General features: G+C 65.7%; 20 protein-coding genes. 12 read left to right on the top strand and 8 right to left on the bottom strand.

The window, feature by feature from the left end:
• Positions 1-42: 42 nt before the first annotated feature.
• The 3 genes from yidC to rpmH all read right to left on the bottom strand — a co-directional run bounded on the left by yidC (position 43) and on the right by rpmH (position 2,382).
• Positions 43-1,773, bottom strand: a complete 1,731-nt coding sequence (yidC, locus tag BM172_RS13125; RefSeq protein WP_026634689.1) for a membrane protein insertase YidC — start codon at positions 1,771-1,773, stop codon at positions 43-45.
• Between the two features lie 61 nt (positions 1,774-1,834).
• Complete coding sequence (gene rnpA, locus BM172_RS13130) at positions 1,835-2,230, bottom strand: ribonuclease P protein component (RefSeq protein ID WP_026634688.1); 396 nt, start codon at positions 2,228-2,230, stop codon at positions 1,835-1,837.
• 14 nt (positions 2,231-2,244) lie between these two features.
• Positions 2,245-2,382, bottom strand: coding sequence for a 50S ribosomal protein L34 (gene rpmH, locus BM172_RS13135; protein WP_019464789.1), 138 nt, complete (start codon positions 2,380-2,382; stop codon positions 2,245-2,247).
• 202 nt (positions 2,383-2,584) lie between these two features.
• On the opposite strand from rpmH, the gene dnaA reads away from it, so the two are divergent.
• The 9 genes from dnaA (at position 2,585) to BM172_RS13180 (ending at position 13,147) form a co-directional block, all read left to right on the top strand.
• Positions 2,585-3,940, top strand: a complete 1,356-nt coding sequence (gene dnaA, locus BM172_RS13140; RefSeq protein WP_026634687.1) for a chromosomal replication initiator protein DnaA — start codon at positions 2,585-2,587, stop codon at positions 3,938-3,940.
• 253 nt (positions 3,941-4,193) lie between these two features.
• Positions 4,194-5,294, top strand: coding sequence for a DNA polymerase III subunit beta (dnaN, locus tag BM172_RS13145; RefSeq protein ID WP_026634686.1), 1,101 nt, complete (start codon positions 4,194-4,196; stop codon positions 5,292-5,294).
• A 97-nt stretch (positions 5,295-5,391) separates the two neighbouring features.
• Complete coding sequence (gene recF, locus BM172_RS13150) at positions 5,392-6,483, top strand: DNA replication/repair protein RecF (RefSeq protein ID WP_026634685.1); 1,092 nt, start codon at positions 5,392-5,394, stop codon at positions 6,481-6,483.
• A 66-nt stretch (positions 6,484-6,549) separates the two neighbouring features.
• Positions 6,550-8,964, top strand: a complete 2,415-nt coding sequence (gene gyrB / locus BM172_RS13155) for a DNA topoisomerase (ATP-hydrolyzing) subunit B (protein ID WP_026634684.1) — start codon at positions 6,550-6,552, stop codon at positions 8,962-8,964.
• Between the two features lie 380 nt (positions 8,965-9,344).
• A complete protein-coding gene (locus BM172_RS13160) occupies positions 9,345-10,634 on the top strand; it encodes a tetratricopeptide repeat protein (RefSeq protein WP_026634683.1) in 1,290 nt (429 codons plus the stop codon).
• 212 nt (positions 10,635-10,846) lie between these two features.
• Complete coding sequence (locus tag BM172_RS13165; RefSeq protein WP_026634682.1) at positions 10,847-11,506, top strand: energy transducer TonB; 660 nt, start codon at positions 10,847-10,849, stop codon at positions 11,504-11,506.
• 50 nt (positions 11,507-11,556) lie between these two features.
• A complete protein-coding gene (locus BM172_RS13170) occupies positions 11,557-12,309 on the top strand; it encodes a MotA/TolQ/ExbB proton channel family protein (protein WP_026634681.1) in 753 nt (250 codons plus the stop codon).
• Between the two features lie 11 nt (positions 12,310-12,320).
• Complete coding sequence (locus BM172_RS13175; RefSeq protein WP_026634680.1) at positions 12,321-12,734, top strand: ExbD/TolR family protein; 414 nt, start codon at positions 12,321-12,323, stop codon at positions 12,732-12,734.
• 5 nt (positions 12,735-12,739) lie between these two features.
• Positions 12,740-13,147: an ExbD/TolR family protein gene (locus BM172_RS13180; protein WP_026634679.1), complete on the top strand. Its 408-nt coding sequence runs from the start codon at positions 12,740-12,742 to the stop codon at positions 13,145-13,147.
• 164 nt (positions 13,148-13,311) lie between these two features.
• Here BM172_RS13180 and BM172_RS13185 read toward each other — a convergent pair whose 3' ends face one another.
• Entirely contained in the window at positions 13,312-14,061 is a 750-nt protein-coding gene (locus BM172_RS13185; RefSeq protein ID WP_026634678.1) for a pyridoxine 5'-phosphate synthase, read from the bottom strand.
• Between the two features lie 84 nt (positions 14,062-14,145).
• Positions 14,146-14,787, bottom strand: a complete 642-nt coding sequence (locus tag BM172_RS13190) for a 4'-phosphopantetheinyl transferase family protein (RefSeq protein ID WP_231504168.1) — start codon at positions 14,785-14,787, stop codon at positions 14,146-14,148.
• A 134-nt stretch (positions 14,788-14,921) separates the two neighbouring features.
• Here BM172_RS13190 and BM172_RS13195 point away from each other — a divergent pair, with 134 nt between their 5' ends.
• The gene (locus BM172_RS13195; protein ID WP_026634676.1) at positions 14,922-18,377 is read left to right on the top strand and encodes a hybrid sensor histidine kinase/response regulator; all 3,456 of its coding nucleotides are present in this window, start codon (positions 14,922-14,924) and stop codon (positions 18,375-18,377) included.
• A gap of 3 nt (positions 18,378-18,380) precedes the next feature.
• Here BM172_RS13195 and BM172_RS13200 read toward each other — a convergent pair whose 3' ends face one another.
• Both BM172_RS13200 and acs read right to left on the bottom strand, forming a co-directional pair.
• Complete coding sequence (locus BM172_RS13200; protein ID WP_026634675.1) at positions 18,381-19,055, bottom strand: response regulator transcription factor; 675 nt, start codon at positions 19,053-19,055, stop codon at positions 18,381-18,383.
• 93 nt (positions 19,056-19,148) lie between these two features.
• Positions 19,149-21,089: an acetate--CoA ligase gene (gene acs, locus BM172_RS13205; protein WP_026634674.1), complete on the bottom strand. Its 1,941-nt coding sequence runs from the start codon at positions 21,087-21,089 to the stop codon at positions 19,149-19,151.
• A 216-nt stretch (positions 21,090-21,305) separates the two neighbouring features.
• Between acs and BM172_RS13210 the strand changes: the two genes are divergently transcribed.
• The gene (locus BM172_RS13210) at positions 21,306-22,775 is read left to right on the top strand and encodes a porin family protein (RefSeq protein ID WP_035323042.1); all 1,470 of its coding nucleotides are present in this window, start codon (positions 21,306-21,308) and stop codon (positions 22,773-22,775) included.
• A 76-nt stretch (positions 22,776-22,851) separates the two neighbouring features.
• Complete coding sequence (locus BM172_RS13215; protein WP_026634672.1) at positions 22,852-24,507, top strand: MFS transporter; 1,656 nt, start codon at positions 22,852-22,854, stop codon at positions 24,505-24,507.
• A gap of 72 nt (positions 24,508-24,579) precedes the next feature.
• On the opposite strand, the gene BM172_RS13220 is transcribed toward BM172_RS13215, so the two are convergent.
• Positions 24,580-24,804 carry a hypothetical protein gene (locus tag BM172_RS13220; RefSeq protein ID WP_026634671.1) on the bottom strand — a complete coding sequence of 75 codons (225 nt, stop codon included), beginning with the start codon at positions 24,802-24,804 and terminating at the stop codon, positions 24,580-24,582.
• Positions 24,805-24,876: the final 72 nt, after the last annotated feature.

The raw sequence follows: 24,876 nt of genomic DNA on the forward strand, positions 1-24,876 counted from the left end.
CGTCGCCGCAAAAAGAAAAGGCCGCTTGCGCGGCCTTTTCGGTCAGGCGGTCTTGACCTTGTGGTCGGCGCGGTCCACCTGGCGGGTGATGAACCACTGCTGGGCCAGGCTGGTCGCGCCGTTGACCACCCAGTACAGCACCAGGCCGGACGGGAAGAAGGCGAACAGCACGGCGAACAGGATCGGCATCACCTTCATCATCTTGGCCTGGGTCGGATCCATGCCGGTGGTGGGGGTGAGCCACTGCGTGGCCAGCATTACCAGCACGTAGATCGCCGGCAGCACGAAGAACGGATCGGGCGCGGACAGGTCGTGGATCCAGCCGAAGAACGGCGCCTGGCGCAGCTCCACGCTCTCCATCAGCACGCGGTACAGGCCCAGGAACACGGGGAAGGTGACCAGGATCGGCAGGCAGCCGGCCATCGGGTTGACCTTCTCCTTCTTGTACAGCTCCATCATGGCCTGCTGCATCTTCATCTTGTCGTCGCCATAGCGCTCCTTGAGCGCGGTGACGCGAGGCTGCAGCTTGCGCATGCGCGCGCCGGAGCGGAACTGCGCAGCGGTGAGCTTCCACAGCGCGGCCTTCAGCAGCAGCACCAGCAGGATGATCGCCACGCCCCAGTTGCCGCTGATCGCGTGCAGCTTGGACAGCAGCCAGTGCAGCGGCTGCGCGATGACGGTCAGCCAGCCGTAGTTGGTCGACAGCTCCAGGCCCGGCGCGATCTGGTCCAGCGTGCCCTGCAGCTTGGGACCGAGATACAGGCGCGAAGCACTGGTCAGGCTCTGGCCCGGCGCCACGCTGAGCGAGGGGCCGACGGTGCGGATCAGGTAGTACGGCTGGGCCGTGTCCGGATTGACGACGCTGGTGGAGTAACCGTTCGCTTCCTGTGCCGGCGGAATCCACGCGACCACGAAGTAGTGCTGCAGCATCGCGGCCCAGCCGCCGGTGATCGAGCGGGTGAGCGGCTTCTTCTGGAAATCGGTAAAGGGCAGCGTCTCGAACTTGTCCTGCGGGCTGTACCAGCCGGCGCCGAAGAAGCTGTGTGCCGCCGGGTCGGTGTAGTTCTGCAGCCAGCTGCGGTTGTTCGGCTGGCCGGCGCGCTGCAGCTGCTCGTAGGCATTGCCCTGCCAGGCGACGGTGCTGCCGTTCTCGATCTTCTGGTCCATCGAGACGTCGTAGCTGCCACGCTTGAGCGCGTAGGTCTTGGTGACCTTCAGGCCCGCGGCGTCCTGCCAGGTCAGGTCGACCTTCAGTTCGTTCTGGCCTTCGGCCAGCTGGTAGGCGGTCTGCGCGCTCTGGAACACCGACAGGTGGGTCGGCGCGACCGAGGCACCGTTGCCCTGCGCGGTGGCCAGGCCGCTCTGCGCCACGAAGAAGTGCTCGGACTGCTCATCGAGCAGGCGCACCGGCGGGGGGCTCGGGTCCTTCTTGGTGACCGGCGCCGACGGATAGTGCAGCAGCTCGGAACGCACCACGCTGCCGCCGCGGGTGTCGACCGTCAGGCGCAGCACGTCGGTGCTGATGGTGATCAGCTGGGCCTTCGCCTCGGCGGTGGCGCTGCCGCCATTGGCCGGTACGGTCGCCGGCGCGCCGGTGGTGGAAGTGGCGCCGGGAACGCTGCCACCGTTGTCGGCGGAAGGCACCGCCGCGGTGCTGGCGCTCGCGACCGGCGCGGGGGCCGGCTTCGGGCCGTAGTCTTTCTCCCAATCCATCCACAGCAGATAAGCCACGGCCAGCAGGGCAAAGATAAGGAACGTGCGCGTTTGATTCATCGCGTGGCAGATCCGGTGAACGCCGCGGCTCCGAGCCGCAGAGAGGAAGGCGGGAAAAAGGTCAACGCGCGATTGTGCCGGCCGCGTCGTCCGGCTTCAATGCGGGCGGCCGCTTCTGCGACAAGAGCTTCTTCCACAGATAGTCGATTTCCGCGAGCAGTTCGGGGCCGGGCAGGCCGCTGGCCTGCTCGCGCGCCATCACCAGCAGATCGACGGCCGGAAGCTGGGCGCGGATGCGCCGGAAGGATTCGCGCACCAGGCGCTTGATGCGGTTGCGCTCGACGGCGCGCTTGGACACGCGCTTGGAGATGGCCAGGCCGAGCCGGGCCTGGCCGAGCTCGTTGTCCCTGTAGCGCACAGAAAAACAGCGGCCGCCGAGGCGGCCGCTGGCATTACGCATCGCGGCGAAGTCACCGGCGCGGCGGATCCGCGACTCGCGCGGCAGTCCGACACGCATGGACGAGACTCCGCTTACGGGATCAGGCGCTTGCGGCCCTTGGCGCGACGGGCGTTCAGGATCTTGCGACCGTCGGCCGTGGCCATACGGGCACGAAAGCCGTGCGTGCGGGCGCGCTTGAGCTTGCTGGGCTGGAAGGTCCGCTTCGACATGGCTTCCTCCTCTTGGGTATGTGGATAAAAAGGTTGGAAATTATGCCGCGCGTTCGAACGGGATGTCAAACCCCCGTTGCATCGGGGGTTTGCGTATCCTGTGGATAATTGTGTGGATAGCTGGCCGATAAGCGGCAGGCTGCTGTTAGACTTTCCGGTCCACCCTGCGCGCAAGCGCCCCTGCTGTGGCTGAAGAATACCCATGAGTGATCTGTGGCGGCGCTGTCTCGAGCGTCTCGAAGGCGAATTGAGCGCCGAGGACCTGCACACCTGGCTGATGCCGCTGCAGGCGCGCGACGACACCATGGGCCTGCAGCTGTTCGCGCCGAATCCGTACACCCTGGACACTGTGCGCGAGCGCTATCTGCCGCGCATCGAAGCCATGCTCACCCAGCTCACCGGGCACGAGCTGTCGGTGCGCCTGGAAGTGGGCTCGAGCGCCGCGCGCGTGCCGCCGCGCCCGGCTTCGGCCATGGCGCGCCCCGCGCCGGCGCCCGCCGTGGCGGAGCCGACGCCGATCCAGCCGCCCGCGCCGTTCAACCACAACCTCGATCCGCACTACACCTTCGAGACCTTCGTCGAGGGCAAGTCCAACCAGCTGGGCAAGGCCGCCGCCATGCAGGTGGCGATGAACCCGGGCCGCGCCTACAACCCGCTGCTGCTGTACGGCGGCACCGGCCTTGGTAAGACCCACTTGATGCACGCCGCCGGCAACCTGATGCGCGAGCGCAATCCGGACTTCAAGGTGCTGTACCTGCGTTCGGAGCAGTTCGTCGGCGCGATGATCGAGGCGCTGCGCACCAAGAGCATGGACGAGTTCAAGCGCCGCTTCCGTTCGGTGGACGCGCTGCTGATTGACGACATCCAGTTCTTCGCCGGCAAGGACACCACGCAGGAAGAGTTTTTCCACACCTTCAACGCGCTGTTCGAGTCCAAGCAGCAGATCATCCTCACCTGCGACCGCTATCCCAAGGAAGTGGACAAGCTCGAGCCGCGCCTGAAGTCGCGCCTGGGCTGGGGCCTGTCGGTGGCGATCGAACCGCCGGATTTCGAGACGCGCGCGGCGATCCTGCTGGCCAAGGCGCATGAGAAGGACGTGGCGGTGAGCGAGAACGTGGCGATGCTGCTGGCCAAGCGCATCCGTTCCAACGTGCGCGACCTGGAAGGCGCGCTCAACACGCTGGCCGCGCGCGCCAACTTCTACGGCAAGCCGATCACCACCGAGTTCGCCGAGGAAACCCTGCGCGACCTGCTGGCCACGCACGCGCAGGCGGTGACCGTGCCGAATATCCAGAAGACGGTGGCCGACTACTACCAGGTGCGCCTGCAGGATCTGCTGTCCAAGCGGCGCGTGCGCTCGCTGGCCCGCCCGCGGCAGTTCGCCATGGCCTTGTCCAAGGAACTGACCGAGCACAGCCTGCCGGAGATCGGCGAGGCCTTCGGCGGCCGCGATCACACCACCGTGCTGCATGCCTGCCGCACCATCAAGAAGCTGTGCGAGACCGATACGCGCATGCGGCAGGACTGGGAACAGCTGATTCGTATCCTCACCGGTTGATGAAATCGTCCCCGATTGGGATAAGCGCTTGAAAAGGGGTGGTGGAAGCTGTGGATAATAGGTGGACGTTCGTAGGCTCCCCGGTTATCCACAAGTGACCCACACGCAGCGGGCCAGTTCGATCACACCGTCTTTCTCGTTTAAAGCTTTGATATTTAAGTGGAAAACTAAGTTTTCAAGTTATCCACGGCACCTACTACCACCACAGAACTTCTTTTAAAAACAGAACAGCAGGTTTAGGGGAAGCGCCTACATGCAATTCAGCATCCAACGAGAAGCTCTGCTCAAGCCGCTGCAGCAGGTGGTTGGCGTCGTCGAACGCCGCCAGACCCTGCCGGTTCTCGCCAACCTGCTGGTCAAAGTCGGCGACGGCAAACTTTCGCTGACCGGTACCGACCTCGAAGTCGAAATGGTCGCCACCACGCCGGCCGACAAGCTGGTGGACGGCGAGATCACCATTCCGGCGCGCAAGCTGTTCGACATCGTGCGCGCACTGCCCGATGGCGCTCAGATCGAACTGAAGCTCAACGGCGATCGCATCGCCCTCCACGCCGGCCGCAGCCGCTTCACGTTGGCCACGCTGCCGGCCACCGAATTCCCCACCATCGACGAGATCGAGCTGGTCGAGCGGGTGAGCTTGCCGGAAGAAGTGCTGCGCGATCTGATGGAGCGTACGGCGTTCGCCATGGCGAACCAGGACGTGCGCTATTACTTGAATGGCATGCTGCTGGATCTGCAGGAACACACCCTGCGTTGCGTGGCCACCGACGGCCATCGCCTGGCGCTCAAGGAAACCAAGCTGGACAGCAAGGTTTCCACGCGCCGCCAGATCATCATCCCGCGCAAGGGCGTAAACGAGCTGATCGGCCTGTTCGAGACCGGCGACGGCCAGGTGGAGCTGGAGTTCGGCCGCAATCACCTGCGCGTGCGCCGCGGTGACGTGGTGTTCACCTCGAAGCTGATCGATGGCCGTTTCCCGGATTACGAAGCGGTGATCCCGCTGGGCGCGGACAAGTCGGCGACGCTGGATCGCGAGGTGCTGCGCAGCGCGCTGCAGCGCGCTGCCATTCTCTCGAACGAGAAGTACCGCGGCGTCAAGCTGGAGCTGTCCTCCGGGAAGATGCGCATCGTGGCGCACAATCCGGAACAGGAAGAGGCGGTGGAAGAGCTCGAGGCCGAGACGGTGGTGTCGGATCTCGCCGTGGGCTTCAACGTCGGCTATCTGCTCGATGCGCTTTCCGCGCTGCGTGGCGAGCGGGCTCGCCTGAACCTGCGCGACGCCCAGTCCAGCTGCCTGGTGCAGGAAGACGATAGTGAAGAGGCGCGGCACGTGATCATGCCGCTGCGCCTCTGATGGCCCAAGCAATGCGGGCCGACATGGCCAGCATGCAAGCCAGCAACGCCGGAGCTGTCGCAAGACGCTCCGGCGTTCTTGCATCTGGAGTCGCGCCATGAGGCTGGAACGTCTGCGCATTCGCGGGCTGCGTTGCCTGGCCGAGGCGGATATCGAGCTGGGCGAGGGTATTCACGCGTTTGTCGGCGCGAACGGGGCAGGGAAGACGAGCGTGCTGGAGGCGGCGTTCCTGCTTTCGCATGGGCGCTCGTTCCGGGCTGGGGCGAAGGACGTCTTGCTGCAGCGGGGGGCGTCAGCGCTCTCGGTGTTTGGCGAGATTCGCCATGAGGATGGCCGGATCGGGCGGGTGGGGCTCGGTCGGGAAGGCGCTCGATGGGAGGCTCGCTTAGATGGCCGGACGGCAAGTCTTGGCGAGGTCGTCAGCGAGTGCGCCGTGGTGTGTTTCGAGCCCGGCTCGCATGCGCTGATCGCCGGGGCAGCGGAGGAGCGTCGCCGCTACCTGGATTGGGGCGTGTTTCACGTGGAACACGAGTTCCTGCTTGCCTGGCGCCGCTATCAGCGTGCGTTGAAGCAGCGGAACAGCTTGCTTCGGACGGGCGGGGCGGTAGCCCCTGAGCTGTTCCAGTCCTGGGAAGCCGAGCTGTCCCAGGCCGGTGAGCGCATCCACGCCATGCGGCTTCGCTATCTCGACCTGCTCTCGCCGCATCTCGAAAGGACCATTGGCGGCCTGCTGCCTGAACTTGGCGCCATCCAGCTTCGCTACCGCCGGGGTTGGCCGGAAGAGAGGGGGCTGGGCGAGGTTCTGGCCGATCAGCGCGATCGAGACTTGGCGAGGGGCCATACCACCCAGGGAGTGCACCGGGCCGACTGGTCCATCAGCTTCGAGCAGGCCCCTTTGCGCGAGCATCTTTCCCGCGGGCAAGAGAAGCTGACCGCGCTTGGCTGTCTCCTCGCCCAGGCCGCGTTGTTCGCCGGTCAGAAGGGCGAATGGCCCATCGTCTGCCTGGACGATCTGGCCTCCGAACTCGATCTCGCCCACCAGACGGCCGTGGTGGGGCAGTTGACCGGGGTCGGTGCCCAGGTGCTGGTTACCGGAACCGAGCTTCCTGCGCCCTTACAGGGCCTCTCAGCGCATGTGTTCCACGTGGAACAAGGGAAAGTTGCTGCGCCTGCTATAATCACCGCTTAGTGTCCCTGCTCCGGCTCCAAGGCGCCGTGCCGGGCAGGGCAGATGGCGCCAGGAAACGATCACCGCATGAACTCATCCTACGATTCGAGCAACATCAAGGTACTCAAGGGACTTGAAGCGGTGCGCAAGCGCCCCGGCATGTACATCGGCGATACCGATGACGGCACGGGCCTCCACCACATGGTGTTCGAAGTCGTCGACAACTCCATCGACGAAGCCCTGGCCGGCTACTGCGATCACGTCATCGTGACCATCCACGAGGATGGCTCGGTCAGCGTCTCCGACAACGGCCGCGGCATCCCGGTGGGCATCCATCCGGAAGAAGGGCGCTCCACCGCGGAAGTGGTGATGACCGTGCTTCATGCCGGCGGCAAGTTCGACGACAACTCCTACAAGGTGTCGGGCGGCCTGCACGGCGTGGGCGTGTCGGTGGTGAATGCGCTGAGCGCGCATCTGTGGCTGACGATCTACCGCGAAGACCAGGAGCATCAGCAGGAATACGCCATGGGCGAGCCGCTGTATCCGGTCAAAGTGGTGGGGCCCTCCACCAAGCACGGCACCACCGTGCGTTTCCTGCCCAGCACGGAAACCTTCTCCAATATCGAGTTCCACTACGAGATCCTGGCCAAGCGCTTGCGCGAACTGGCCTTCCTCAACTCGGGCGTCACCATCGACCTGAAGGACGAGCGGGGCGAGGGCCGCCACGACACGTTCGCCTACGAGGGCGGCATTCGCTCGTTCGTGCAGCACCTAGCGCAGCTCAAGACCGCGCTGCACCCGAACGTGATCAGCCTGGCCGCACAGCAGGACGGCATCTCGGTGGAACTGGCGATGCAGTGGACCGACTCCTACCAGGAGACGATGTTCTGCTTCACCAACAACATTCCCCAGCGCGATGGCGGCACCCATCTCACCGGTTTCCGCGCGGCGCTGACCCGCTCGCTGCAGGGTTATATCGAGAAGGAAGGCCTGGCCAAGAACGCCAAGGTCGCCCTGTCCGGCGACGACATGCGCGAAGGCCTGATCGCCGTGCTGTCGGTGAAGGTGCCAGATCCGAAGTTCTCCTCGCAGACCAAGGACAAGCTGGTTTCCTCCGAGGTGAAGACCGCGGTGGAGCAGGCCGTCAACGAGAAGCTCGGCGAGTTCCTGCTGGAGCATCCGAACGAAGCCAAGGCGATCGCCTCCAAGGTGGTCGACGCCGCCCGTGCCCGCGAGGCCGCGCGCAAGGCTCGCGAGATGACCCGCCGCAAGGGCGCGCTGGATATCGCCGGCCTGCCGGGCAAGCTGGCCGATTGCCAAGAAAAGGATCCCGCGCTGTGCGAACTGTTCCTGGTCGAGGGTGACTCCGCCGGCGGTTCGGCCAAGCAGGGCCGCAACCGCAAGACGCAGGCCGTGCTGCCGCTGAAGGGCAAGATCCTCAACGTCGAGAAGGCGCGCTTCGACAAGATGCTTTCCTCCGCTGAGGTCGGCACCCTGATCACCGCGCTGGGCACCGGTATCGGCAAGGAGGAATACAACCCCGACAAGCTGCGCTACCACCGCATCGTCATCATGACCGACGCGGACGTGGACGGCTCGCACATCCGCACCCTGCTGCTGACCTTCTTCTACCGCCAGATGCCCGAGCTGATCGAGCGCGGCCACGTCTACATCGGCCTGCCGCCGCTGTACAAGGTGAAGCAGGGCAAGCAGGAGCAGTACCTGAAGGACGATGCGGCGCTCAACACCTATCTGATCGCCAGCGCCGTCGACAATGCCGGGTTGACCTGCAGCGAGGGCGAGCCGCCGATCACTGGCGAGGCACTGGAAAAGCTGCTGCGCGACTACCAGGCCGCACTGGACCAGATCGAACGCCTCGGTCACCGCTTCGACGCCAACGTGCTCACCGCTTTCCTCGAGCACACACCGATCGAACCCACGCTGTGGACCGACGCGGCCGCCATGCAGGCCTGGCTCGACGGCGCCGCGCAGCGCCTGGCTTCCAGCGGCCTGGGCAAGCCGCGTTACCGGCTGTCCCTGCGTCCGGCGCTCGACGAACAGCCGGCGGCGATCGAAGTGGTGCGCGACCAGCACGGCCTCAGCCACACCTGGCTGCTGCCGCAGCCGTTCTTTGCCGGCTCGGAGTTCCGCCCGATCCTGCACGCCAGCCAGCAGGTGGCCGGCCTGGTGCAACAGGATGCGGTGGTCCGCCGCGGCAACGCCTCGCGCGGCGTGCTCAACTTTGCCGACGTGCGCGGCTGGCTGCTGGACGAAGCGAAGAAGGGCCGCACCATCCAGCGCTTCAAGGGCCTGGGCGAAATGAATCCGGAGCAGCTGTGGGAAACCACCGTGAACCCGGAAACGCGCCGCATGCTGCAGGTCGGCATCGAAGACGCCTTTGTGGCCGACCAGATGTTCTCGATGCTGATGGGCGAGGCGGTCGAGCCGCGCCGCGAATTCATCGAAGCCAATGCGCTGAAGGTCGCGAACCTCGACATCTGAGGTTCGAGCGTTCGCAAGAAGGGCCTGCATTGCCCGTCCGAGGACGACGCATGCAGGCCCTCTTTTTTGCCGTCGTGCACTAGCGCATTAATACGCGAGCACATGCGTCAACCGCGGATTAAAGCTCTATCGACTTTGGTCGATAACGACAACGTTTACTGCGTCAGGGGACAATCGGACGATTCTCTGAGGTTTGTACGCGAACGCCTACGTGACCTCTGGCGGGGTGATCTCGAAAAGATTCGCCGGTGAATGTTGCAACTTATTGATTTTTAACAACCTTTCTTGCGGCACTGCGACTTGTTTCCTAGCGCCCGCTCGGGTTACGCTCCATGATCCCCCGCGCACCTTTGTGCGTGAAACCTTACACGAGGACTGCCATGAAGCACGTTCCCCTGATCAAGATGCTCGCCGGAGCGGCGCTTGCACTGACCCTGGCGAGCAGCCCGGTGATCGCGAAGGACAGCAATTCCAAGGAGAAGAAGGAAGCGCTGTATCCGAACGCGACCCGCACCGAGCCGAAGCTGGACCTCACCAGCGAGAAAGATCAGAAGGCTCTGAACGAAGGCCTCGACGCAGTCAATTCGCAGGACAAGGCGAAGGCGGAACAGATCCTCCAGCCGATCATCGACAGCAGCAAGAGCAAGTACGCGCAGGCGCTGGCCCTGCAGGGCCTGGCCAACCTGCATTACAACGATCAGGACGTGAAGGGCGCGATCGGTCTGCTCAAGCGCGCGCTGGACATAGGCGTCATGCCGAACGACACCTACTTCCAGCTGCAGTACATGCTCGCCCAGTTCTACCTGGCCGACGAGCAGTACCAGCCCGCGATCGACACCATCGAGAAGTGGCGCACCGACGGCAAGAAGGAAACCGCCGAGTCGTACGCCCTCGAAGGCAACGCCTATTACCGCCTCGAGAAGTACCCGCAGGCCATCGCCGCGATCAAGAAGGCGCAGTCGCTGACCGACAAGCCGAACGACAGCTGGAACCAGATCCTGATGGCCAGCTACGCCGAGTCGGGCCAGGGCGACCAGGCCGCGCAGCTCGCCCAGCAGCAGCTCGCCGCCAACCCGAACGATTCCACCGCGCTCAACAACGCCGTCGCGGTGCTGATGCAGTCGCAGAAGTATCCGGAAGCGATCCAGCTGATGGAGAAGTCGAAGGCGGCCGGCGCGTTCAAGAGCGAGAAGGACTACGTCAATCTCGCCAAGCTCTATCTGGTCACCGGCCAGGACAGCTCCGATCCCAAGCCCAATGCCGCCAAGGCGGTCGCCACCCTCAACGAGGGCATGAGCAAGGGCGTGGTGACCGACAGCTACGACAACCTCAAGCTGCTCGGCGACTCGTCCTACGTGGCCGACAAGCCGGCCGACGCCATCAGCGCCTACAAGAAGGCAATGGGCAAGGCCAGCGACGGTGAAGCCGCCATCCGCGCCGGCCAGCTGCTGATCAGCGAAGGCAAGAATGCGGAAGCGAAGACGCTGATCCAGCAGGGCATCGACAAGGGCGTGCAGCACAAGGGCACTGCCTACATGCTGCTGGCCGAAGCGTGCCGCGGACTCAAGGATAAGCAGGGAGCGATCGCAGCCATGCAGAAGGCTGCACAGGACCCCCAGACGGCCGACAAAGCGAAGGCCTGGCTGAAGACGGCAGGAGCCGGCAAGTAAGGCCGGCACAGGCGTTTTCAAGCGCTATCTGAAGGGCGGATGGACGTCCATTTATCTGCCCCTCAGATGCTATACAAACGCCATGTGCTGGTGTACCGTTGAAACCTTCCCGTGTTCGTGTCCAGTGGCAAATGTCATCCTTTGTGGAGACAACTTGCCGCCAAGTGTCGTGACCACGTCTCACCGAATGTCTAGCTTCAGATTAGTGACAGATGGCCTCAAGTAACGAAGCAACCGGCCAAGGGCCGTTCAATTGGAGGCGTACCTGGGCGCTGGCTGTTGCCATCGCGCTGCACGCGTTCGCGTTCCTCTTGCTGGTGGCGCCGATGGCGCCGCCGAAGACGGATCAGCAGAAGAAGGAACGCATCGTCCAGGTAAACTTCATCGAGCCGCCGCCGCCGCCGCCCCCTCCGCCGCCGCCGCCGCCGGAACCGCCGAAGCAGCCGCCGCCGAAGATCATCCAGCAGGTGCAGCCGCCGCCGACTCCGCCGCCGCCGGCTCCGCCGCCGGCTGTCGAGGAAGCGTCGACGAATCCGATCCCGGCTCCGCCGCCGGCTCCGCCTGCTCCCCCGGCTCCGCCTGCGGACATCACCGCCAGCCAGGACATCAGCTACAACAGCCGTATTCAGCCCAAGTATCCGCCGCAGGCGATTCGCCAGCGTCACGAGGGCACGGTTACCCTGATGATCCTTGTCGGCGTCGATGGTTCGCCCAAGGACATCAAGGTGGAAACGTCCAGCGGTTACCGTGAGCTGGATCAGGCTGCGATTGAAACGGCGCGCAAGTGGCGCTTCAATCCGAACATCAGGAACGGACAGAAGACCGAGGGTTACGTCCGTGTTCCGGTCAACTTCAATCTCAATCAGCTGTAACCAAAAGTTACGGTCAACCTGTTCACGCTTGACTTTCCAAGGGTAGCGTTATGTTCCAACAGACTCCTTCTCCGAACCCGGCCGCGGGCGGTACCTCCAACGCCGAAGCCATGAAGTCGATGGGCTTCGACCATCTCATCCACAACTTCGATTTCCTTGGCTGGATCGTGTTTGTGGTGCTGGTGGTGATGTCCTTCTCCTCCTGGTACTTCATCATTGCCAACGCCATCCGCAACGCCATGGTCCGTGGCCGCGCAGACAAGGTGATCAACGGCTTCTGGACCAACGGTTCCACGCAGGATGCGATCCGCGAGCTGGAAGCCCAGCCCAAGGGCGAACCCTTCTCGAAGATCGCGCTGGACGCCGCTTCTGCGGTGGCCCATCACCAGCAGGCTTCGGCCGGCGGTGGTCGCCTCGCCGAGTCGCTCAGCCGCTCCGAGTTCATCGACCGCGCCCTGCGCCAGGCCGTGGCTCGCGAGAGCCTGCGCCTCGAAGGCGGCCTGACCCTGCTCGCCACGGTCGGTTCGTCGGCACCGTTCATCGGTCTGCTTGGTACCGTGTGGGGTATCTACCACGCGCTGATCAAGATCTCCGCTACGGGCAACGCATCGATGGAAGCGGTGGCCGGTCCGGTGGGTGAGGCGCTGATCATGACCGCGTTCGGTCTGTTCACCGCGATCCCGGCCGTGCTCGCCTACAACTTCTTCAACCGCTCTAACCGCCTGACCTACGCTCAGTTCGACGAGTTCGCGCACGACCTGCACGACTTCTTCGCCACCGGCGCCCGCGTCGAAGGCAAGTGAGGGATTGACCCATGGCGATGAGCTCTGGAGATAGTTCCGGCGGTCCGATGTCGGAAATCAACGTCACGCCGCTGGTCGACGTGATGTTGGTACTGCTGATCATCTTCATGATCACTGCGCCGCTGATGTCCCACCGAATCACCGTTGAGCTGCCGACCGCGAATCCGAAGATTGTCGATACGGAACCGGTCGAGCCCATGGATCTGGCCATCAAGCCCGACGGCACGATGTACCTCAACGACGTTGAGGTGACGGAAGCCGAGCTGAAGGCCCAGTTCGCGGTTGCGGCGTCGAAGTCGCCGCAGCCGGAGCTGCAGATCCGTGCGGACAAGACGACGGAGTACAAGATCGTGCGTAAGGTCCTTGGCAGCGCCAAGGAGCAGGGCATGGTCCATGTCGGTTTCATCACGACCGGCAAGGAGTAAGAGTCATGGCATTCAGTAGTGGAAGCGGCAAGGGACCGATGGCGGATATCAACGTCACGCCGCTTGTCGACGTGATGCTGGTGCTCCTGATCATCTTCATGATCACGGCTCCCATCCTGACGCACAAAGTGAAGATCGACCTTCCGCAGCCGAACCCGAACGTGGTTCAGCCGGACAACCCGCTGGATCCGATCCGCTTGAAGATCGATCAGTCGGGCGCGTTGTACTGGAACGATACGCCGGTCGACGAGCTGGGCCTGCGGGCGCAGATCGCGGTGATCGCCAGCCAGTCCAACCAGCCCGAGCTGCAGATCAACGCGGACGACGGCGTGGCTTACGAGCATGTGGCCCGCGTGCTGGCCGCTGCCAAGAGCTACGGCCTCACCAAGATCGGCTTTACGGAAGGGCAGTAAATCCGGCAACGGATCGAAACAAAACTACCCTTGAAACCCCCGCTCCGGCGGGGGTTTTTTTATGCTCGAACGGAAGACTTCCGGGGTCCCGCACGGACGTATAGACGTCCATCTGTAAACCAGGCGAAGTCGGCGGGGCGGAAGCTGCCGCGTCGCCATCACCGTCAACGCAGGATCTGCAGGTAATTCCGCACCGTCGTCGCCAGCCCTTCGTACAAGGCCTCGCCGATCAAGGCGTGCCCGATCGACACTTCCGCCAGGCCCGGAATCGCCGCATGAAACGCGCCGAGATTCGCCTGGCTCAGATCGTGCCCCGCGTTGACCGCCAGCCCCGCCTGTTGCGCACGCCGCGCCGTCTGCGCGCATTGCGCCAAGGCATCGCGCGCATCGCCCTCGGCGAAGGCATGCGCATAGGGTCCGGTATAGATCTCGATGCGCTGCACGCCGATCGCCGCAAAACGCTCGAAGCCGCTCGCGCCGGCATCGACGAACACGCTCACGCGGCTACCGATCTCGCGCAGTTCCCTGACCAGCGGCCGCAGCTTGTCGACGTCGGCATCCAGCAAGGGATCGAAGCCATGATCGGAGGTGATCTGGCTGTCGCTGTCCGGCACCAGGGTCACCTGGGTCGGCCGCACTTCGCGCACCATGGCCAGCAGCCCGGGATAGCTGTCGCGCGCCGCAGCGAAGGGATTGCCCTCGATGTTGTACTCGACGCGGTTGCGCAGCATCGCGGCCAGCGCGCGCACGTCTTCCGGCTTTACATGCCGCTGGTCGGGACGCGGATGGACGGTGATGCCGCCGCAGCCGGCCTCGATGCAGGTCTGCGCGGCGCGCAGCAGGTCGGGTTCGTCGCCGCCGCGCGAATTGCGCAGCACCGCGATCTTGTTGAGATTGACGCTAAGCAGGGTCATGGACGCATCGGCTCGCAGGAAAGAACCTCCCGCGGGACCAGACACTCTTGCATCCCGCGCGGAGCAGGACCGGCAACATTGCGCCTATCCGGCGGCCGGAGCAAGTGTCCGCAACTGGATGGTCCTGGCCGCGCCACGCCAGGCGATGCTGCCGACATGATCGCCGTCCAGCGCCAGGCGATGCAGTTGCCAATGGGCCGGCAGTTCGCCATCGAGAAAGCGAAGCGCCAGGCGTTCGTCCTCGTCGGTGATGCCGAGCCGGTGCAGCCCGAACGCCAGGCCGCGCCCGGTCGCCTTCAACACCGCTTCCTTGGCCGTCCACAACTGCAGGAAGGCCGCATCGCGCCGTGCCGGCGCCAACGCCGCCAGCGCGGCGGTTTCTTCATGGCTGAAGTAGCGTTCTGCGATCTCCAGCGCACGCGGGCGAGGCCGCAGCCGCTCGAGATCCACGCCAGGCTCGATGCCCCGCGCCACCGCGCACAGCGCCTGGTCGCCGCTGTGCGACCAGTTGAAATGCAATGCGCCGGCCTCCGCGCCGGCCAGGCGCGGACGACCGAACTCGCCGGCCTCCAGGTGCACGTCTTCGATGCCGCGTCCCAGATAGGCCGCCAGCACGGCCTGGAACGGCGCCCGACCCTGGCGGTGGTCGTACGCCATCCTCCATACGTGTATCTCGTCATCGCGCAGGTGCTCTGCTACTTTCGCCGGCACCTGGTCGTACGTCATGGTCATCCGCGCATGGTGCCGGCCGGGCGGGGATCGAACAAGCGGCAGACCGGCCACCCGCCGCACCGCTTGCGGCACGCGCACCGGCGGTGCGCATCGGTGGCGACGGAACGCCCATGACGGGAGAACTGCCCTTGATCGCCGGCTGGCTGCTGCTGCTCGCGTCGTTGCTCTACGTGGGCCTGCTGTTCGTGGTGGCCTATGCCGGCGACCGCCGGCCGCTGTACCCGCGACAGCCCAAGCTGCGCCCGATCGTGTACAGCCTGGCGCTGGCGGTCTATTGCTCTTCGTGGACGTTCTACGGCGCCGTCGGCACGGCCGCGCGCGAAGGGCTCGGCTACCTGCCCATCTATCTCGGCCCGGCGTTGCTGTTCGTCTTCGGCTTCGGCTTGATGCGGCGCCTGGCCGTGGTGGCGCGCCAGCGCAATATCACCTCGATCGCCGACTTCATCGGTGCGCGCTTCGGCAAGTCGCACACGCTGGCCGCGACGGTGGCGCTGATCGCGGTGATCGCGATCGTTCCCTACCTGGCCCTGCAGTTCAAAGCGGTGTCGATGTCCTATGCCGCACTCGGCGGCGGCGCCTCGCAGTTCGGCGACAGCGCGCTGTGGTGCGCGATCCTGCTGGCCACCTTCTCGATCCTGTTCGGCACGCGCACCATCGATGCCACCGAACATCACCACGGCATGATGCTGGCGATCGCGCTGGAGTCGTTGATCAAGCTCGCCGCCTTCGCCGCGCTTGCCGTGTACGCGCTGTGGCGCGGGCCGGGCCTGGAGGCCACCGTCGCGTTGCCGGTGCAGCAGTTCGCCGAGGGCATCTCGCCCGGTTTCCTGGCGCAGACATTGCTCGCGTTCTGCGCGATGTTCTGCCTGCCGCGCCAGTTCCAGATCGGCGTGGTGGAGTGCGAGGACCCCAACGATCTCTATCGCGCGCGCTGGATGTTCCCGCTGTACATGCTGATCGTGAGCGTGGCGGTGATTCCCATCGTCGCCGCCGGCCTGCGCCTGCCGCAGGTCAGCCATGGCATCGCCGACGCCTGGGTGCTGAACCTGCCGCTGGCGCACGGCGACCGCGGCATGGCGCTGCTGGCCTTCATCGGCGGGTTCTCGGCGGCCACCGGCATGGTGATCGTCTCGTCGGTGGCGCTGTCGACCATGATCAGCAACGACCTGGTGATGCCGGCCCTGCTGCGCATCCGGCGCCTGCGCCTGGAGCAGCGCAGCGACCTGTCGCAGCTGGTGCTGCTGGTGCGCCGCATCGCCATTGTCGGCCTGGCCTGCATGGCCTACGTGTACTACCGCGTGGTGGCCGATACCGCCAACCTCGCCGCGACCGGCCTGCTGGCCTTTGCCGCGGTGGCGCAGTTCGCGCCGGCCATCGTCTCAGCGCTCTACTGGCGCGGCGCCAGCCGTCGCGGCGTGGCGACGGGCCTGCTCGCGGGCTTCGGCGTGTGGGTCTACACCTTGTTGATCCCGGCTACCCGCCCGAACGCGGCCTGGCTGCAGGACGGCCCCTTGGGCCTGAGCTGGCTGCAACCGCAGGCGCTGTTCCATCTGAGCGGCTGGGACCCGGTGATGCACGGCACGTTCTGGTCGCTGCTGGCCAATGTGGGCTGCCTGGTCTTCATCTCGCTGCGCTTTCGCCCCAGCCTGGAAGAACGCCTGCACGCCGCGATGTTCATCGAGCCGTACACGGTGGACCGCGGCAGCGTGAGCGACTGGCGCGGCCGCGTCGTCGTCGCCGACCTGCGCACGATTGCCGAGCGCATCGTCGGCGAGCGCAGCAGCCAGCGCGCGTTCGAGGAATACGGCGAGCGCCGCGGCCGGCCGCTGGCGCCGGGCGAAGCGGCCGATCGCGCCCTGATCCAGTACACCGAACGCCTGCTCGCTGCCGCCGTGGGCGCGGCCAGCGCGCGGCGCATCCTGATGGGCGCGCTGTCCGGCTCGGGCCTGGACATCGCCGAAGCCATGGCGCTGATGGACGAGGCCTCGCAGGAATTGCGCTTCAACCGCGAGCTGCTTTCCACCACGCTGGAAAACGTCTCGCAAGGCATCAGCGTGGTCGACGCCGGCATGCGCCTGGTGGCCTGGAACCGCCGCTACCTGGAGCTGTTCGATTACCCCGACGGCATGGTCTACGTCGGCGTGCCGGTGGCCGACCTGATCCGCTGGAACGCGGAGCACGGCGAACTCGGGCCTGGCGAAGTCGAAGACCAGGTGACCAAGCGCATCGCCTACATGCGCGCCGGCACGCCGCATCTGTTCCAGCGCGTGCGCCCCGACGGCACCGTGATCGAAATGCGCGGACGCGCACTGCCCGGCGGCGGCTATGTCACCACCTATACCGACGTCACCGCCTACAAGCACGCCGAGCAGGCGCTGATCGAAGCGAATGAAACGCTGGAGCAGCGCGTCGGCCAGCGCACGGCCGAGCTGAGCGACGCACTGGCCGCCACCGCGCGCGCGCGCCGCGAGGCGGAAGCGGCCAATGCCTCCAAGACGCGCTTCCTCGCCGCCGCCAGCCACGACCTGCTGCAGCCGCTCAACGCGGCGCGCCTGTTCACCTCGGCGCTGCGCCAGCATCCGGGCCTGGACCAGGACGCGGCCCAGCTGGCCGAGCGCATCGACGCTTCGTTCCGCTCCGCGGAGGATCTGCTCGATGCGCTGCTGGATACCTCACGCCTTGACGCCGGCACCTATCGCCCGGACGTCGGCAGCTTCGCCCTGGCTGATCTGTTCGATTCGCTGAAAGCGCAGTTCGCGGTGATCGCCGAGCAGCGCGGCCTGCAGCTGCACATCGTCGGCACCCGCCTGGCGGTGCGCAGCGACCCGCAGCTGCTGCGGCGGATCCTGCAGAACTTCGTCTCCAACGCGCTGCGTTATACCCGCAGCGGCGGCGTGCTGCTGGGCGCGCGCCGCATGGGCGAGGAAGTGCGCATCGAAGTGTGGGACACCGGGCCCGGCATCGCCGAGGAACAGCGCGCGCGCATCTTCGATGAGTTCCAGCGGCTGGAACGCCCGTCGCCGTGGGGCGAGAAAGGCCTGGGACTCGGACTGTCGATCTGCGACCGCATCGCGCACATCCTCGATCACCGGCTGGAACTGAGTTCGCGCGTCGGCCACGGCAGCCGCTTCGCCGTGGTGGTGCCGCGCGTGGCCGCGCTGCCGGCGCGCCGGCGCGCGGTGACGCAGCCGGCGATGGCCACCGAGCGCCTGCCGCTGACGGTGCTGTGCCTGGACAACGATCCGTCCATCCTCGACGGCATGCGCGCGCTGCTCACGCGCTGGGGCGTGGACTGCCGCGTGGCGCTGGACGTGCAGCAGGCGGAACAGCAGCTGCGTGGCGGCGGCATCGACATGATCCTGGCCGACTACCATCTCGCCGAGGACATGAACGGCCTGCAGGCCCTGCAGCATCTGCGCGGCGTGCTCGGCGACCTGCCGCCGGTCGCGATGATCACCGCCGACGGCAGCAGCGAATTGAAACAACGCGCGCGCCTGCTGGGCTACCCGTTGCTGCACAAGCCGGTGCGCCCCGCGGCGTTGCGCGCGCTGCTGAGCGCGCGCGTGCGCAAGGTTGGCGCGTAGCGCTTATTCGTCGTCGGGCAAGGGCTGTTGCAGGGCGCCCGGTTCCACCGCCAGCTGGCTGGCCGCCAGCGCCACCTGGGTGCGGTTGTTGACGCCGAGCTTGCGCATGATCGCGGTCATATGCGCCTTCACGGTCGCTTCGGATACGCCCAGGTCATAGGCGATCTGCTTGTTGAGCAGGCCTTCGGCGATCATGGTCAGCACGCGGAACTGCTGCGGCGTCAGCGAGGCCACGCGCGTGGCGACCTCGGCCTCGTCGTCTTTCAGCGCGCTGCCGCCATCGCCCAGCAGCGCATGCGGCAGCCACACGTCGCCATCGAGCACGGTGCGGATCGCCTGCACGATCTGCTCCCCGGAGCTGGATTTGGGGATATACGCCGACGCGCCATGCGCCAGCGCGCGCCGCGCCACCTGAGCTTCCTCGTGGCCGGAGACCACGATGGTCGGCAGGCCGGGGAACTGCCCGCGGATATGCGCCAGCGCCGAATAGCCGCGCGCGCCCGGCATGTGCAGGTCCAGCAGCAGCAGCTCCGCTTCCGGATACTGCTCCACCAGCGCCAGCAGGCTGTGCACGCTGTCGGCGCAATGCACGCTGGCTTCGGGCAAGGCGCCGAGGACCGCGCGCTGGAGGGCATCGCGGAACAGCGGATGATCGTCGGCGATCAGGACATCGGGCATGGTGAGAATCGGGAATAGGGAAGGGAGAGCAGGGAACAGGAATTGAGACTCGACAAGGTTCAACCGATTCTCTATTCCCGATTCCCTGTTCACTCATTTGATCAGGCGTTCTTCCACCAGGTTCTTCACCACGCTCGGATCGGCCAGCGTGGAGATGTCGCCGAGCTGGTCGGGCTGGTTCTCGCCGATCTTGCGCAGGATGCGGCGCATGATCTTGCCCGAGCGCGTCTTCGGCAGGCCCGGCGCCCACTGCAGGTAATCCGGCGTGGCGATCGGGCCGATTTCCTTGCGCACCCAGGCGACCAGTTCCTTGCGCAGTTCGTCGCTGCCCTGTTCGCCGGCGATCAAGGTGACGTAGGCATAGATGCCCTGGCCCTTGATCTCGTGCGGGCAACCGACCACCGCCGCCTCGGCCACTTTCGGATGCGACACCAGCGCGCTCTCCACTTCGGCGGTGCCGATGCGGTGGCCGCTGACGTTGATCACGTCGTCGACGCGGCCGGTGATCCAGTAGTAGCCGTCCTCGTCGCGGCGCACGCCGTCGCCGGTGAAATAATTGCCGGGGTAGGCGGTGAAATAGGTTTCGACGAAGCGCTGGTGGTCGCCGTACACCGTGCGCATCTGGCCCGGCCAGGAATCGGCGATCACCAGGTTGCCTTCGGTGGCGCCCTCCAGCACGGCGCCGCCGGCATCGACCACGGCGGGGCGGATGCCGAAGAACGGCTTGGTGGCGGAGCCCGGCTTGGCGTCGATGGCGCCGGCCAGCGGGGTGATCATGATGCCGCCCGTCTCGGTCTGCCACCACGTATCGACGATCGGGCAGCGCTCGTCGCCGACCACGCGGTAGTACCACTCCCAGGCTTCCGGATTGATCGGCTCGCCCACCGAGCCGAGCAGGCGCAGCGAGGCGCGCGAAGCCTTCTTCACCGGCGCCTCGCCCTCGCGCATCAGCGCGCGGATGGCGGTGGGCGCGGTGTAGAACAGGGTGACCTTGTGCTTGTCCACCACGTTCCAGAAGCGGCTGGTATCCGGGTAGTTCGGCACGCCGTCGAACATCACCGTGGTCGCTCCATTGGCCAACGGGCCGTACACCACGTAGCTGTGGCCGGTGACCCAGCCCACGTCGGCGGTGCACCAGTACACGTCGTCCTCGCGCAGGTCGAACACCATCTCGTGCGTAAAGCCGGCGAACACCAGGTAGCCGCCGGAGGTATGCAGCACGCCCTTGGGCTTGCCGGTGGAACCGGAGGTGTACAGGATGAACAGCGGATGCTCGGCTTCCACCGGCGTGGGTGGGCAGTCGGCCGACTGGCCCTCCATCAGCACGTGGTAGTAGCGGTCGCGCGGCGACTGCATCGGCACGGCGCTGCCGGTACGGCGCACCACGATCACGGTCTCCACGCTGTTGGTGCCGGGGCGCTCCAGCGCCGCGTCGACATTGGCCTTGAGCGGAATCTTCTTGCCGCCGCGCACGCCTTCGTCGGCAGTCACCACCACCTTGGCGGTAGAGTCGGCGATGCGGCCGGCCAGCGAGTCGGGCGAGAAGCCGCCGAACACCACCGAATGCACCGCGCCGATGCGTGCGCAGGCCAGCATCGCCACCGCGGCCTCGGGGATCATCGGCATGTAGATGGCCACGCGGTCGCCCTTGGCCACGCCCAGGTTCTTCAGCGTGTTGGCGAACTTGCATACCTCGGCATGCAGTTCGCGGTAGGTGAGGTGGCGCGATTCGTTCGGGTCGTCGCCCTCGAAGATGATCGCGGTCTTGTCGCCGCGCGAGGCCAGGTGGCGATCCAGGCAGTTGGCCGAGACATTGAGCTCGCCGTCCTCGTACCAGCGGATGTGCAGGTTCTTCGGGTCGTAGGAGACGTTCTTGATCTTGCTGGGCTTGCGGTGCCACTCCAGGCGCTCGCCGATGCGGCCCCAGAAGCCCTCCGGATCGCGCACCGATTCCTCGTAGAGGCGCTCGTAATCCTCTTTGCTGATGCGGGCTTTGGCGGCGAACTCGGGCTTGACGGGGTACACCTTGCTCATGGAGGGCTCCTGCTGGCCGGGCGGCTACGCCCGCGGGGATGTGGAGGCCGCGGCAAACCCTTGCCGGCGGCGCGTCCAGCGAGTGTAGCGAAAGGCCGGCAAAGCGCACGTGACGGGTCCGCTTCGACTTTGGTCGAGGTTCGACCAATGGGGAATAGGCGTCCGCATTGCAGCATCCCCAAGCTCGACGGGGCCATAGCCTGGGGAGGCACGACCATGGTGTTTACACGTTTAGGCGGCCATCGCGCCGCCATCGCGCTGGCCATCGCCGCCGCGCTGGCCTTGCCGGCCGGAGCGCAGGCCGAGCCGCAGGCCAAGAACAAGGCCAAGACCGCCACGCGCGAACAGCAGCTCGAATCGCGCGTGTCCCAGCTCGAACAGGAGCTGGCGGAACTGAAAGACATGCTGCGCCAGCAACAGACCACCCAGCAGCAACAGCAGCAGCAAGTGGTCCAGGCCCAGCAGCAGGCTGCCGAGGCCAACGCCACCGCGCAGAAAGTGGCCGCCGCGCCGCCGCCGAAGGAAAGCTTCAGCAGCGCGCCGGGCGTATCGGTGGCCTTGCACGGCTTCATCAGCGCCAGCGCCTTCAACCAGAGCAAGAACTTCTCGTTCGGCAACGGCCAGAACGCGGAGTACCCGATTCCCAGGACCACCGCCGCGCCTTCGTCCGGTTCGCTCAGCGGCGTGGACGTGCGCAACACGCGCTTCTGGCTCGACTTCAAGGGCGCCAAGTTCACCGACAGCTGGAGCGGCGGCGGCCGCATCGAGATGGACTTCTTCGGCGGCTTCAACGGTACCGGTCCCTACAGCGAACAGCAGCCCGTGCCACGCCTGCGCCAGGCCTATATGGACCTGACCAATCCGGACACCGGCAGCACCGTGCGCATCGGCCAGCAGTGGGAACTGCTGTTCCCGGTGGACATGGTCTCGACCTCGCTGTCGCACATCGCCTTCCCGCTGGGCTTCGGCACCGGCCTGATCGGCTGGCGCTTCCCGGGCGTGGTGTGGATGCAGGAGTTGAACCACAGCTCCAGCTCTGGCCCGAAATGGCGGTTGGACCTGGGCGCGTTCGAGGGCAACTGGAACGGGCCCGGCGACAACCTCAACTACCTGACCGCGGGCAACGCCGGTTTCCGTCCGCAGGTGGAAGCGCGCCTGCATGTGCAGGACAAGGACTGGCTGGCCTTCTTCGTGGCGCACTACAGCCAGGTCAACCTCAAGGGCGTGGGCGACACCGTGGCCACGCCGATCAAGGACAAGATCGACAGCCTGGTGTGGGAACTCGGCGGCAACTGGAAGCCCGGCCCGTGGAACCTCAAGGCGCTGGTGTATGCCGGCAAGGGCATCGGCCAGGTGTTCGGCGACCTCTCGCAGTTCGGCGACATCAAGGACAAGGGCGGCTACCTGCAGGTCGGCTACAACTTCACCAAGAACTGGAGCGTCAACGCGTTCTACGCGCAGAGCAATCCGGACGACAAGGACGTGATCCGCTGGGCCGGCAAGGCGCCGTTCGCCAATGCCCGCCTGCGTAACCGGCAGACCGCCTTGAGCCTGCAGTACGCCGCCGGCGCCTACGAACTGGGCGCGGAATGGATCTACGACAAGCTCGACTACACCACCAACGGCACCGACCGCAAAAAGCTCAACGGCAACCAGGTCAGCCTCAACGCGCTCTACAAGTTCTGATCCGCGCGGCGGCGCACGGTGTGCGCCGCCCACCCGGCCTGACATCCGCCGGCATTCACTCCGCATGGGGAGCAACATGGCTACGACCGCAATGGGCGCCGCGAACATCGGCACCGGTCACCGCAGGGTGATCCTGGCTTCCAGTCTCGGCACCGTCTTCGAGTGGTACGACTTCTATCTGTACGGCTCGCTCGCCGTGCTGATCGGCAAGCATTTCTTCTCTGGCCTCAACGAAACCAGCGCCTTCATCTTCGCGCTGCTGGCCTTTGCCGCGGGCTTCGCGGTGCGGCCGTTCGGCGCGATCGTGTTCGGGCGGCTGGGCGATCTGGTGGGGCGCAAGTACACCTTCCTGATCACCATCATCATCATGGGCCTGTCGACCTTCCTGGTCGGCGTGCTGCCGAGCTACAGCACGGTGGGCATGATCGCGCCGGTGCTGCTGATCGTGCTGCGCCTGCTGCAAGGCCTGGCGCTGGGCGGCGAGTATGGCGGCGCGGCTACTTATGTGGCCGAGCACGCGCCGGACGGCAAGCGCGGGCTGTACACCAGCTTCATCCAGATCACCGCCACCTTCGGCCTGTTCCTCTCGCTGCTGGTGATCCTCGGCACGCGCATGGCGCTGGGCGACAAGGTGTTCGAGGACTGGGGCTGGCGCATTCCGTTCCTGATCTCCTCGGTGCTGGTGGCGGTGTCGGTATACATCCGCCTGCAGCTGCAGGAATCGCCGGTGTTCCAGCAGATGAAGGCCGAGGGCAAGCACTCCAAGGCGCCGCTCACCGAAGCCTTCGGCCACTGGAAGAACCTCAAGGTGGTGATCCTCGCGCTGCTCGGCGCGACCGCCGGCCAGGCGGTGGTGTGGTACACGGGCCAGTTCTACGCGCTGTACTTCCTGACCCAGAGCCTGAAGATCGACGGCACCACGGCCAACCTGCTGATCGCCGCGGCGCTGATCATCGGCACGCCGTTCTTCGTGTTCTTCGGCTGGCTGTCGGACCGCATCGGCCGCAAGAGCATCGTGCTGGCCGGCTGCCTGCTGGCTGCGCTCACTTACTTCCCGATCTTCAAGGGGCTTACCCACTTCGGCAATCCGGCGATCGAGACCGCCGCCGCCAGTGCCCCGGTCACCGTGATCGCCGATCCGAACGCGTGCAGCTTCCAGTTCGATCCGGTCGGCAAGAGCAAATTCACCAGCTCCTGCGACGTGGCCAAGACCGTGCTGGCCAAGAAAGGCATTCCCTATCGCAACGAAGCGGCGCCGGCTGGCGCGGTGGCACAGGTGACGATCGGCACCGGCACCATCGAATCGTTCGAGGGCGGCGGCCTGGACAGCGCCACTTTCGCCGCGCAGAGCAAGGCCTTCGGCACCAAGATCGGCGACGCGCTCAAGGCCGCCGGCTATCCGGAAAAGGCCGACCCCGCGCAGCGCAACGACGTGATGCTGGTGATCCTGCTGGCGATCCTGGTGCTCTACGTGACCATGGTCTATGGCCCGATCGCCGCCTGGCTGGTGGAGATGTTCCCCACGCGGATCCGCTATACCTCGATGAGCCTGCCGTACCACATCGGCAACGGCTGGTTCGGCGGCTTCGTGCCTACCATCGGCTTCATGCTGGTGGCGTGGAAGGGCGATATCTACTACGGGCTCTGGTACCCGATCATCGTCGCGGTGGGTACGTTCTTCATCGGCCTGCTGTTCCTGAAGGAGACCAAGGACGTGAACATCACTACCTGACGGACATGCCAGGGAATAAAAAAAGCGGCGGCCATGGGGCCGCCGCTTTTTCTTGCGTCCGGGAAAAGCGCGTTACCGATTGAACGGCGGCTTCCCTTCGCGCAACCGCTGCAGGTCGTACTCGGACAGCGTTTCCGCGCGGGAGTGGGCGTCGATCTTCGACTGGGCGAAGGCCAGCGCGGTGGCGAACGCGCCCACGATGCCCAGCAGCAGCCACAGCCCCATCGCGCCGCCGCTGTGGCGGGTGAAGCTCAGGGCCAGGGAGAGCAGGGTGCCGATCAGCAGTAGCCAGCGCATGGGAGCCTCGTTCGCATGACAAAGGTGGTCGCCGGGATGCGGAGCAAGCTACGCCGACCTGGGCGCGGATCA

Source organism: Dyella marensis (assembly GCF_900112865.1).
GTDB classification, from domain to species: Bacteria; Pseudomonadota; Gammaproteobacteria; order Xanthomonadales; family Rhodanobacteraceae; genus Dyella_D; species Dyella_D marensis_A.

Coding starts and splice junctions, on each gene's coding strand:
- yidC (WP_026634689.1), bottom strand. CDS start 1,773: ATGAATCAAACGCGCACGTTCCTTATCTTTGCCCTGCTGGCCGTGGCT.
- rnpA (WP_026634688.1), bottom strand. CDS start 2,230: ATGCGTGTCGGACTGCCGCGCGAGTCGCGGATCCGCCGCGCCGGTGAC.
- rpmH (WP_019464789.1), bottom strand. CDS start 2,382: ATGTCGAAGCGGACCTTCCAGCCCAGCAAGCTCAAGCGCGCCCGCACG.
- dnaA (WP_026634687.1), top strand. CDS start 2,585: ATGAGTGATCTGTGGCGGCGCTGTCTCGAGCGTCTCGAAGGCGAATTG.
- dnaN (WP_026634686.1), top strand. CDS start 4,194: ATGCAATTCAGCATCCAACGAGAAGCTCTGCTCAAGCCGCTGCAGCAG.
- recF (WP_026634685.1), top strand. CDS start 5,392: ATGAGGCTGGAACGTCTGCGCATTCGCGGGCTGCGTTGCCTGGCCGAG.
- gyrB (WP_026634684.1), top strand. CDS start 6,550: ATGAACTCATCCTACGATTCGAGCAACATCAAGGTACTCAAGGGACTT.
- BM172_RS13160 (WP_026634683.1), top strand. CDS start 9,345: ATGAAGCACGTTCCCCTGATCAAGATGCTCGCCGGAGCGGCGCTTGCA.
- BM172_RS13165 (WP_026634682.1), top strand. CDS start 10,847: ATGGCCTCAAGTAACGAAGCAACCGGCCAAGGGCCGTTCAATTGGAGG.
- BM172_RS13170 (WP_026634681.1), top strand. CDS start 11,557: ATGTTCCAACAGACTCCTTCTCCGAACCCGGCCGCGGGCGGTACCTCC.
- BM172_RS13175 (WP_026634680.1), top strand. CDS start 12,321: ATGGCGATGAGCTCTGGAGATAGTTCCGGCGGTCCGATGTCGGAAATC.
- BM172_RS13180 (WP_026634679.1), top strand. CDS start 12,740: ATGGCATTCAGTAGTGGAAGCGGCAAGGGACCGATGGCGGATATCAAC.
- BM172_RS13185 (WP_026634678.1), bottom strand. CDS start 14,061: ATGACCCTGCTTAGCGTCAATCTCAACAAGATCGCGGTGCTGCGCAAT.
- BM172_RS13190 (WP_231504168.1), bottom strand. CDS start 14,787: ATGACGTACGACCAGGTGCCGGCGAAAGTAGCAGAGCACCTGCGCGAT.
- BM172_RS13200 (WP_026634675.1), bottom strand. CDS start 19,055: ATGCCCGATGTCCTGATCGCCGACGATCATCCGCTGTTCCGCGATGCC.
- acs (WP_026634674.1), bottom strand. CDS start 21,089: ATGAGCAAGGTGTACCCCGTCAAGCCCGAGTTCGCCGCCAAAGCCCGC.
- BM172_RS13210 (WP_035323042.1), top strand. CDS start 21,306: ATGGTGTTTACACGTTTAGGCGGCCATCGCGCCGCCATCGCGCTGGCC.
- BM172_RS13215 (WP_026634672.1), top strand. CDS start 22,852: ATGGCTACGACCGCAATGGGCGCCGCGAACATCGGCACCGGTCACCGC.
- BM172_RS13220 (WP_026634671.1), bottom strand. CDS start 24,804: ATGCGCTGGCTACTGCTGATCGGCACCCTGCTCTCCCTGGCCCTGAGC.